The following is a 7,703-nucleotide window of genomic DNA, read 5'->3' as shown; positions in this document are numbered from 1 at the left end:
GTAGATGTCATTACTATTTTCGATGTCGATATGCTAATACCTGCTAATTAAAATGAGTTTTTCACAACGCTTCTAGATCAAAATTTGAGATATTATTCCTCCAATGAGGAAGGCCAGTATTAGTATAGTGGGCCAGATAATAATAGCCTGTCGAGCTCCTCGTTCTTTAAAAATTACTAGGGCAGAGGCTATACAGGGAACAAAGATGGTAATGGTCACTAAAGCTACAAGGGTCTGCTGGGGTGAAAGGGCTAGAGAATAAAGACCTGCAGCGCCAAAATCCCGCCGGATAAATCCCATGATAAAGGCGGTGGCCGCCTCTCTCGGTAACTGCAGCCAATCGACTGTTAAGGGCACTAATAAGTTCTGTATCCTCTCCAGCCAACCTGTCACTTGGAGGACCCCGATGAGCAAGGCTCCGCCGACAAACAGGGGAGTTGCCTCCCGGATAAACATGGAAGTCTTAGTATAGGTTTTCCTCAATACATTTTCCAACTGCGGCCAGCGCAGGGGGGGCAGATCAATAAACAGATCACTGGGCTGTCCCGGCAGCATCCGATTAAGTAGAGTACCGGTTACCACCAAGATGCTTAGAATAATAACAACGTATAAAATAACATAGCGGGGACCCAGGGGGGCCAACATGCTAGTAATCACTGCCAATTGAGCAGAACATGGGATGGTCATAGCCAGGAGGAAGGTTGCTATAAATCTTTCACGCGGCGTGGCCAGCAAGCGAGTAGTAATGGTAGCTGCAGTGACACAGCCGGTACCAAGTATAATGGGAATGACTCCCCGGCCGTTCATACCTAAATTCATTAAAATGCGATCCACCAGGACAGCGATTCGGGGTAAATATCCAGAATCCTCCAAGAAGGATAAACTTAAGTAGAAACCTACTACCAGTGGCAACAAAAGTCCTAGGATATAGGTTACCGTCATGGTAAGAAGACCAAATTCCCCAATTAGGATGGTCCGCAGGGGGGAAGCGCCTAGTACAGGTTCTAGCAATCCCCTTATGAACGGTTCATAGTAGGCCTGCATTATTTGCTCTTCGGTAATCCCAACTACTGTTTGAGCAATAAAAACGCCGATGAACTGGTAAAGAGCATAAAGGGTGAGTAAAAGAATAGGTACACCAGTCCAGGGCTGAATCATCCACCGGCCCACGTGGGTTTTAAAAGAAGCTTTGGTCATATCTCCTTTTACCACGGCTGCCAGGATCTCATCTACCCGCCGGCGTCTAAGAAGGTATATTTCTTCCCGCCTGTCCATGGGCTTCAGGCGATGGCGAGCAGCTACCCACGGGTCTCCTTCCAGGACTAGCAGAGCTTCCGCCCGGCTGTGAACTTTAGGTAGGATAGGCTCTAACATTTCCTCGAGCTCAGGCAACCCATTGCCTGGCCGGGCATAAGCTACTGCTTGCTTCAGCTCGTCCAAGCCTTGTTTTTTAACTGCCACCGTCGGTATAACAGGTACCCCGAGCAGTACTGCCAGTTTTTTATCATCAACTTTTATACCTTCCTTGGCCGCTTCATCAATCATGTTAAGGGCTACCACCATAGGAAAGCCCATGTCAATTAATTGTTGGGTCAAGAAAAGATCCCGGTCGAGGTGAACAGCATCTACTACATTTATTATTACATCAGCTGCTAAGATGATGTCGCGAGCAACCTTCTCTTCTTCGTTAAAGGAGGAAACCCCGTAAATTCCAGGAGTATCTATAATAAAGTCTTGGCCGACACGCCCGTGGTGAATCTCCAGGGTAGTACCAGGAAAATTGGAAACATCAGCATATAAACCGGTTAAAGCGTTAAAAAAAACAGATTTACCCACATTGGGGTTGCCGACCAAAACAATTTTGCGCACTCCCGCTGGAAATTGAAATTCCTTAAACTCATGACAATTCATAGGTTGCTCCCCTTCTAACAAGCCTCTTTCTGCTGAGCTAGGGGTTCTACTTCTATCTTATGGGCCAATCCTCTGCCTATGGCGATTTCCTGGTGGTTGCGCCCTATAATAACCGGCCCCTTGGGTATTATCCCTTTACATTCTATAACCGCGCCTTCCCAAAGTCCAAAACGAATGGCCTGACTGCGTATTTCTTTTCCCGGTAGACTAACGATGCGATAGAATTGTCCCTTTTTTACCTGAGCTAGTGTCATGACTTTCCCCTCCCCCGGGAATAGTCTAAATGAAAAGCATTATCATTAACCTATACTTATTATAATGCAATTGAAAATCATTGTCAATGAGTCGCCACCCGTTTTTAACGTCGCTCTTCCCGACTTAAAACATAGCGAATATCTTTTTCTACCGGAAGATGATAAGAGCGGCACAGCTGAAGCAAGCGTGAAGTTGTACGCTCTCCCAAATATTCTTCCAGTTGTTTTAAATTTAGGTTGCTCGTTATCACTGTTGGGAGTTCGTTGATTAAACGGTAATTGATCAAGGAATAGATTTTATTACGGGTCCACTCCGTATAATTGTGAGCTCCCAAATCATCTAGAATTAGAACCTTGGCATCCCGAGCGGTGGTAAGCAATTCCAATTCTGTGGGGCTCTCTGTTTCGGCTTTACGGTCATAGGTTGCTCGAATTTCATCTAAAAGGTCGGGAACCACCACAAACAGTACTTCCTTTTTCATGGCCGTTAGGGCATTGGCAATGGCCGCCGCCAAAAAGGTTTTGCCACTACCTACTGGGCCAAAGATAAAAAGGCCCCTGACGACCTGCTGCTCAGCACATTGGGCTACAAAATTTTTACAAGCCTCCAGACAGCGCCGGGCGCTTTCGTAGTAGGTAGTGCCGGTTAGATCATCATATAGATGTCTTGAATAATACTTGAGGTCAAAGTTGGCAAAGGTATGCCGGCTGAGCTGCGGTGCCAGGTGAGCGGAGCGGAGGCGATTTTGCCAGGATTTAAGTTGCATGCACTTACAGCGATAAGCCCGACCCTCACGAATTATCACCCCTCGATCCTGACATTCCGTACAGGAAGGAGGATTAGTCCAGGGTAAAAGGTTATCAGGGTCGGAGCTTAAGGGCTGACGTTTCAAGAGAGCTGCCGGAACCTGTAGCTTTTCCATAGGATTTCACCATCGCCTTTTTAACTTACGGTTCTAAACGGTAAAGTTCGCGATATTTATCGTCGTTAGATGTATCTAACCGCCTTTTTTTACCGGGCCTTTGTTTTAGAAGGCGCTCGTCATAAACAATGGCTTCTTGAACCGTACGGATATTATGGCGCAGCCAGTCCCTTAAGATAGAATCTATGTAGCGGAAGTTGAGGGCACCCCGCAATACTGCCCTTTTTAAGGCCTCTATAATAAGTTCAGAATTGAGGTTGCTGTTATGGTACCAGTCGGCAATTTGGCTGGTTTCAAAGGGAGATAAAGGGCGCCCAAATTCTTTTTCAAAGGTCCGATAAATCTCTCCCAAGCTAGGCTCTAGTGTTGCTGCCACTTCTTTTTCGCTATTTGCTTTATTATTTAGGTTTAAGCTTGTAGAAGCTTCTTCATTGGCCAATATTATTTGGGTGAGCTTATGCCAGAGGTTGCGGAGGGAAAAGGCATTGAGCCAGCGACCTGTAGCCGCATTATAATAGGGCTCGACGGTAATAATCTTTTTCTCAATTAAGCTGGCCAGGATATTTTTAACTTCATCACTATCTACGGATAGATACTGGCTTAATTTTTCCGGCGAAGGAAAACGATCATGTTCTATCTGGCGCCAGCGCAAAAGATGGAGAATAACCATTACCTCTATCTCGGAAAGGTTGAGACGGGTATAATATTGAAGTAAAGGGTTGGGGATGGTTATACTGCCATCTTCAAATAATAAGGCAAGTAGCTCAGGAGACAAGTTACTGGATGCTGGCATCCTGTCCCTCCTAACCTGGTAAAAGGGTGTGGTAGGGGTTGGTGTTAATTTTATTATAGCACTGCTTGGGACGAGGTCCAAGGTATTAGCCAAGGAGGTTGATTATGGAAGTCATCGCTTTTGTTGGCCCCAGCGGGACCGGTAAAAGCCATCGCGCTCTGGTCATGGCTCATGATTATCAAGCCGATATTATTATTGATGATGGGCTTTTAATTCAAGGCAGTCGTATCCTCGCCGGGGTTTCGGCCAAGGAACAGCCTACCCGTGTAGGGGCTATTAAAACTGCTTTATTTTTGGATCCTCGCCATGCGACAGAGGTAAGAGCTAAAATTGCCGCCTTAGCTCCTCGCAGAGTTTTACTTATCAGCACTTCCCGGGAAATGGCCTGCCGCATTGCCCATAATTTGGGATTACCGGAACCTAGTCTGTTTATTGATATTACCGAGGTGGCTACTCCCAGGGAAATTGCCCGGGCCCTGCAAATCCGCAAACAATTGGGTAAGCATGTTATTCCCGTTCCTACGGTCGAGGTAAAACCGCGGTTTAAAGGCCTTTTCATTGAACCCTTACGCACTTTTTTGCGACGTCACCATACTTCGCCCGGAAGAAGCAAAAGTTTGTGGGTCGAGCAAACTATTGTCCGTCCCACCTTTAATTTTTTAGGCCATTTTTATGTTTCCAATGCAGCTATAGAACAGCTAGCAGGCTATCTAGCAAAAAATGAAGCAATATTATATCCCCGCGTTCAGGTGGAAAGCTCTGCTTCTGGGCTCATACTACATATAGAGGTCACCGGGCGTTACGGCTTTGCCTGGAAGCCCTTTTTGCAAGCAGCCCAGAAAAAAGTTAAGGCAGGGATCGAAGATATGACGGCCCTGCCGGTAAAAGCAGTCAACATCACGGTCAAGCACCTGGCCCTTTAGATCGCCTCAACCATGGGCCACTGCTTTCCCCAATTTAAGTTGTCTAGACACAAAGCGCTCCATCCGGTTCATGGCTTCTGCCAGCTCCTGCAAAGAAGCTGCATAGGAACAGCGTACAAAGCCTTCCCCACTGGGACCGAAGGCATTACCGGGCACTACGGCTACCCGTTCTTCCTGCAATAACCTGGCGGCAAATTCTTCGGAAGTCAGGCCCGTTACTATAATGGAAGGAAAGACATAGAAAGCGCCCCGGGGTTCAAAGCAGTCCAATCCCATTTCCCTTAGACGGCTTACTACGAACCGTCGCCGTTGATCATATTGTTCCACCATAGAGGCCACATCCTGCCGTCCATGGCGCAAAGCTTCCAGGGCAGCCATCTGACTCATTATGGGAGCACAGAGGATAGTATATTGATGAATTTTCACCATCGCGGCTAAAAACTCGGGATGAGCAGCCACATACCCTATGCGCCATCCCGTCATGGCGAAGGCCTTGGAGAAACCGCTGATCAAAATGGTGCGTTCTTGCATGCCTGGTAGAGAGGCAAAGGACACCGGGGGGCCATCGTAACGGAGTTCGGCGTAAATTTCGTCGGCCAGGACTAAAAGGTTATATTTTTCCACCAGCCGGGCTATGGCCAGCATATCCTCAGAACTTAACATAGCACCAGTAGGATTATTGGGATAACAGAGGATAAGTACCTTTGTTTTCGGCGTGACGTATTTTTCTAGCTCTGTAGCGCTCAGCATAAAATCCCTGGCCCTGCTGGTAGGAACCTCTACCGGAACTCCACCGCACAAGAGGGTAATGGGTTTATAAGACACATAACAGGGCTCTGGAATCAATACTTCATCCCCGGGATTAATGACTGTACGGAGGGCCAGGTCTACTGCTTCGCTGGCACCTATGGTAATGAGTATCTCTTTTTCGGGATGGTACGAGACGCCGAAACGCTCTTCCAGATAAGCAGCAATGGCCCGGCGCAGTTCAGGCATACCGTAATTGGAAGTATACATGGTATAACCACGCTCCAAGGCCCTAACACAGGCCTCCCGGATATGCCAGGGGGTAACGAAATCCGGTTCACCTACTCCCAGGGAGATGACTCCTTTAGTATTGGCCACCAGGTCAAAAAACCGGCGGATGCCCGAAGGCTGTAAACTCTTGACTACCGGAGAAATAAATCTCTGGGGTTCAAAGCCGCCTGTAATGGTCATGGCTGTACCACCTGCCTGCGATCAGCTTCTAGGTCTTCAAAGATAACCCCGTCTTGTTTATACTTCTTTAAAATGAAATGGGTTACCGTGCTCTGAACATGCTCCAGCCGGGCCAGTTTTTGCGCCACAAAGTAAGCTACTTCTTTCAGGCTTTTGCCTTGCACCAGGACGGAAAGATCATAACTGCCGGACATGAGAAACACGGATTTTACTTCCGGGTAGCGATAAATACGGGCAGCCACTTCATCAAAACCTACATCTTGTTGAGGAGTTACTTTAACATCGATAAGGGCAGCCACTTCTTCTTCCCCAGCTTTTTCCCAGTTAATCAGGGTGGAATAGCCTAAAATGATTTTTTCTTTTTCCATCTGGGCAATTTCTTGAGCAACCTGATCCACCGGCAAGCCCAACATAATGGCTATTTCTTTAGCAGTAAGTTTGCTGTTATTTTCCAAAAGCCGTAGTATTTTGGAGCGCATCTTTTCCCTCCTTCACCAAGGAATTGGCCCAAAAATAATTTAGCCTCCTGTCCCCAAGGGACGGGAGGCTTTTTCCCGCGGTACCACCCTTCTTGGCCCCAAAAGGCCCACCTCGGTGCGCCGAAGAAGCGCATGGCCTTTAACGGGGCTCTTCCGTCCTGGCCTACTAGGAAAAACCGTTCGGCAGGAAGCTCCGGGGTGGCTTTCGGCAGAAACGGTTACCGGGCTTCCACCCTCCCCGGCTCGCTGGGAAACCGCTAAGTCTGCTTACTTTCCCCTTCATGGCCTTTAGGACCTCTAAATATCTTGTAGCGACATTTTAGCACTATGAAAACTGTTCTGTCAACAGATGATTCTATTGGTTGCAAGAAAGCTTTAGCAGTCGCAAACGGCGCGCAAGATAAAAAGGATTTGTTAGTTCTTCTTCAGCCACATTTATCACTGTAATTCCCGCCTGGCGGTAGAAGAATTCTTTGCGCCAGTCCTGCTGCTGGGAGGCGATTTCAAAACCGAGATTTAAGTGTGGCAAGAAGAAGGCGAGCTTCCCCCCTCTGGTGGTAAAGTCTTCTATTATTTCTTCACCGGGGTAGGCCCGTTCTAAAGCTAGGCGCAAATTTCTTAAAGGGTCTGTTAGGGTTCTGGTCTGTGCAACTTCTTCCCCGGGATAAACTTCTTCTAGCCTGTCGGTAAGGGGCTTAGTTACAGTAAAGGTCTCCGTCGTAGCTTCGGGTGCCGTTTCCCCCTGCGGGGGAACCACTTCTTCTCCCGGGCTATTTTTGCCTTCTCTATACTCGGCTACACCTTTGGTAATAATCTCCTGTAGGTCACGGGAAAAGTTACCGAAGCTTTGCAAGACCCTGCGATCGGGTAAACGCTGGGCAACTAACTGTTCCAATAAAGCTTGCATGTGTTCGGTTCGGCCTTCCAGGGCTTCGGCCAGGAGATCTCCCATTGCCTTGATGAGGGCTATGCCTCGAGCTATCTCTTCCTCTCGTTCTGCCCCTCCTTTAAGGCCAGCAGAAATGGCACATTGAACCAGCTCGTCGACGGAGCTGAGGATTTGGGCTTCCAGCCTGGTATTGCGCACGAAAAATCCCTCCTCGGTTGGAGGATATCCTCCCCATCAGTATATGCCCGGTTTAGCAAAACAGAACCGCAAGGTTTTGTTTGCGTTGGGGAGGATAACACGAGGAGGGAAAAGA

At 47.9% G+C, this 7,703-nt stretch carries 8 protein-coding genes and 1 other annotated feature; of the genes, 1 reads left to right on the top strand and 7 read right to left on the bottom strand.

Annotated features, from left to right (window positions below; all coding sequences use genetic code 11):
- Positions 1-72 precede the first annotated feature (72 nt).
- The 4 genes from feoB to AC1BI1_RS11615 all read right to left on the bottom strand — a co-directional run bounded on the left by feoB (position 73) and on the right by AC1BI1_RS11615 (position 3,881).
- Complete coding sequence (gene feoB, locus AC1BI1_RS11630; RefSeq protein ID WP_476717466.1) at positions 73-1,911, bottom strand: ferrous iron transport protein B; 1,839 nt, start codon at positions 1,909-1,911, stop codon at positions 73-75.
- Positions 1,912-1,925: 14 nt separating this feature from the next.
- Entirely contained in the window at positions 1,926-2,165 is a 240-nt protein-coding gene (locus AC1BI1_RS11625) for a FeoA family protein (protein WP_476717465.1), read from the bottom strand.
- 104 nt (positions 2,166-2,269) lie between these two features.
- A complete protein-coding gene (locus tag AC1BI1_RS11620; RefSeq protein WP_476717464.1) occupies positions 2,270-3,088 on the bottom strand; it encodes an ATP-binding protein in 819 nt (272 codons plus the stop codon).
- A 25-nt stretch (positions 3,089-3,113) separates the two neighbouring features.
- Positions 3,114-3,881: a DnaD domain-containing protein gene (locus AC1BI1_RS11615; protein WP_476717463.1), complete on the bottom strand. Its 768-nt coding sequence runs from the start codon at positions 3,879-3,881 to the stop codon at positions 3,114-3,116.
- A 104-nt stretch (positions 3,882-3,985) separates the two neighbouring features.
- Here AC1BI1_RS11615 and AC1BI1_RS11610 point away from each other — a divergent pair, with 104 nt between their 5' ends.
- The gene (locus AC1BI1_RS11610; RefSeq protein ID WP_476717462.1) at positions 3,986-4,804 is read left to right on the top strand and encodes an Asp23/Gls24 family envelope stress response protein; all 819 of its coding nucleotides are present in this window, start codon (positions 3,986-3,988) and stop codon (positions 4,802-4,804) included.
- 6 nt (positions 4,805-4,810) lie between these two features.
- Here AC1BI1_RS11610 and AC1BI1_RS11605 read toward each other — a convergent pair whose 3' ends face one another.
- From AC1BI1_RS11605 to AC1BI1_RS11595, 3 genes are all read right to left on the bottom strand, one after another.
- Positions 4,811-6,022 (bottom strand): aminotransferase class I/II-fold pyridoxal phosphate-dependent enzyme, encoded by a 1,212-nt coding sequence (locus AC1BI1_RS11605; RefSeq protein WP_476717461.1) that lies wholly within the window; start codon positions 6,020-6,022, stop codon positions 4,811-4,813.
- Positions 6,019-6,501 (bottom strand): Lrp/AsnC family transcriptional regulator, encoded by a 483-nt coding sequence (locus AC1BI1_RS11600; protein ID WP_476717460.1) that lies wholly within the window; start codon positions 6,499-6,501, stop codon positions 6,019-6,021. Before AC1BI1_RS11600 ends, AC1BI1_RS11605 begins: the two co-directional genes overlap by 4 nt.
- 53 nt (positions 6,502-6,554) lie before the next feature.
- Positions 6,555-6,793: a binding site (T-box leader), on the bottom strand.
- 63 nt (positions 6,794-6,856) lie between these two features.
- Positions 6,857-7,588 carry a hypothetical protein gene (locus tag AC1BI1_RS11595; protein WP_476717459.1) on the bottom strand — a complete coding sequence of 244 codons (732 nt, stop codon included), beginning with the start codon at positions 7,586-7,588 and terminating at the stop codon, positions 6,857-6,859.
- Between the last annotated feature and the right edge of the window lie 115 nt (positions 7,589-7,703).

The sequence above is a fragment of the Thermanaeromonas sp. DSM 22490 genome, from assembly GCF_056378755.1.
Note: the sequence above shows the minus strand (reverse complement) of the source record. Positions and strands in the feature narration are given on the sequence as shown.

Coding starts and splice junctions, on each gene's coding strand:
- feoB (WP_476717466.1), bottom strand. CDS start 1,911: ATGAATTGTCATGAGTTTAAGGAATTTCAATTTCCAGCGGGAGTGCGC.
- AC1BI1_RS11625 (WP_476717465.1), bottom strand. CDS start 2,165: ATGACACTAGCTCAGGTAAAAAAGGGACAATTCTATCGCATCGTTAGT.
- AC1BI1_RS11620 (WP_476717464.1), bottom strand. CDS start 3,088: ATGGAAAAGCTACAGGTTCCGGCAGCTCTCTTGAAACGTCAGCCCTTA.
- AC1BI1_RS11615 (WP_476717463.1), bottom strand. CDS start 3,881: ATGCCAGCATCCAGTAACTTGTCTCCTGAGCTACTTGCCTTATTATTT.
- AC1BI1_RS11610 (WP_476717462.1), top strand. CDS start 3,986: ATGGAAGTCATCGCTTTTGTTGGCCCCAGCGGGACCGGTAAAAGCCAT.
- AC1BI1_RS11605 (WP_476717461.1), bottom strand. CDS start 6,022: ATGACCATTACAGGCGGCTTTGAACCCCAGAGATTTATTTCTCCGGTA.
- AC1BI1_RS11600 (WP_476717460.1), bottom strand. CDS start 6,501: ATGCGCTCCAAAATACTACGGCTTTTGGAAAATAACAGCAAACTTACT.